The following is a 1,341-nucleotide window of genomic DNA, read 5'->3' on the forward strand; positions in this document are numbered from 1 at the left end:
ATGCGGGAAGAAATCAAAAATTTCCTCGAAATCGAACAGGCTGGAACGCCGAATATGAGAAACGGCTACTATCAGCGAAATCTAGATACACAATATGGCCGGATTGAAGGTCTTTTGGTTCCAAGAGACCGAAACGGGGAATTTCAAACACAGTTGTTTGCCCCTTACCAACGGCACACGGGCTGGCTGGAGGAAGCAATCATTAGGATGTACCAAAGTGGCATGAGCACGCGTGAAATTGGCAAGTTTATCGAACGAATTCTAGGAAGCACCTATTCTCCTGCGACGATCAGCCGGATTACCGATGTCGTGAAGGAAGACATCGAGAAATGGCACGCTCGTCCACTACACCAGCGTTATTCGGTCTTATATTTGGACGGCTTGTACGTGAAACTTCGCCGGGATACGGTAGAGAAAGAAGTTATTTATGTGGTATTGGGGGTGAACGAAGAAGGGTATCGTGAAATTCTTGATTTCTTCGTAGGAGGACAAGAAAGCGCCTATGTATGGCAGGAGATTCTCCAACAGCTCTACAAAAGAGGCGTCAAGGAAGTGCTTCTTGGCGTCTTCGATGGCCTTCCGGGGTTGGAGGAAGCCTTTAAGGCGGTGTATCCGAAAGCCGATGTGCAGCGCTGTGTCGTGCACAAAGTCCGCAACACCCTCAGCCGTGTTCGGAAAAAAGATCAATTCGAAATGGCGGAGGACCTGAAACTCATTTATCGTTCTCCGAATAAAGAAATCGCATTGGAGATGTTTCAACAGTTTCAATCCAAATGGTCTCACAAATACCCAAGGGAAGTCCAATCTTGGGCAAATGAGTTGGATGTCCTTCTCACCTTTATGGACTATCCAAGCAGTATTCGAAGTGTGATTTATACGACCAATGCCATCGAACGAACGATCAAGGAGATTCGGAAACGCCTAAAACCGATGAACAGTTTGAGCAGTTTAGAAGCCGCTGAAAAAGTCGTATATTTGACGATACAGGACTTTAACGAGAAATGGGCAGGGCGAAAGTTGCGAGGATTTGCCGAAGCGCAAGAAGCCCTTCAACGAATGTTTGAAGAACGTTATTGTTAACCAAATATTGTAAATAAACAAAATAAGGGGATTTTCCCTTTCCACACAAGAGACTGAATATTCAGTCTCTTGTGTGAAGGAAACCGGTTCCCTATCCATTCCAAATCCATTTCAGAGATACCCTATCTATCTTACATTACACAAAATTCTTGACGGTACCAGAAAATGGAATATAGGAGAAATGTATGAGAATAGGCAGGGCTGATGTTCATTAATCCCCTAGTTTACCTTTTCTTTTCCCGTGTGACGACATCATAATAC

The 1,341-nt window shown here is 44.6% G+C and carries 1 protein-coding gene; it reads left to right on the forward strand.

From position 1 onward, the window contains the following. Nucleotides 1-1,080, forward strand: a 1,080-nt coding sequence (locus M948_RS42435) for an IS256 family transposase (protein ID WP_003251264.1), incomplete at its 5' end; no start/stop codon positions are given. Between the last annotated feature and the right edge of the window lie 261 nt (nt 1,081-1,341).

The organism is Virgibacillus sp. CM-4 (assembly GCF_000445495.1).
In the GTDB taxonomy this organism is placed as follows: domain Bacteria; phylum Bacillota; class Bacilli; order Bacillales; family Amphibacillaceae; genus Virgibacillus; species Virgibacillus salexigens.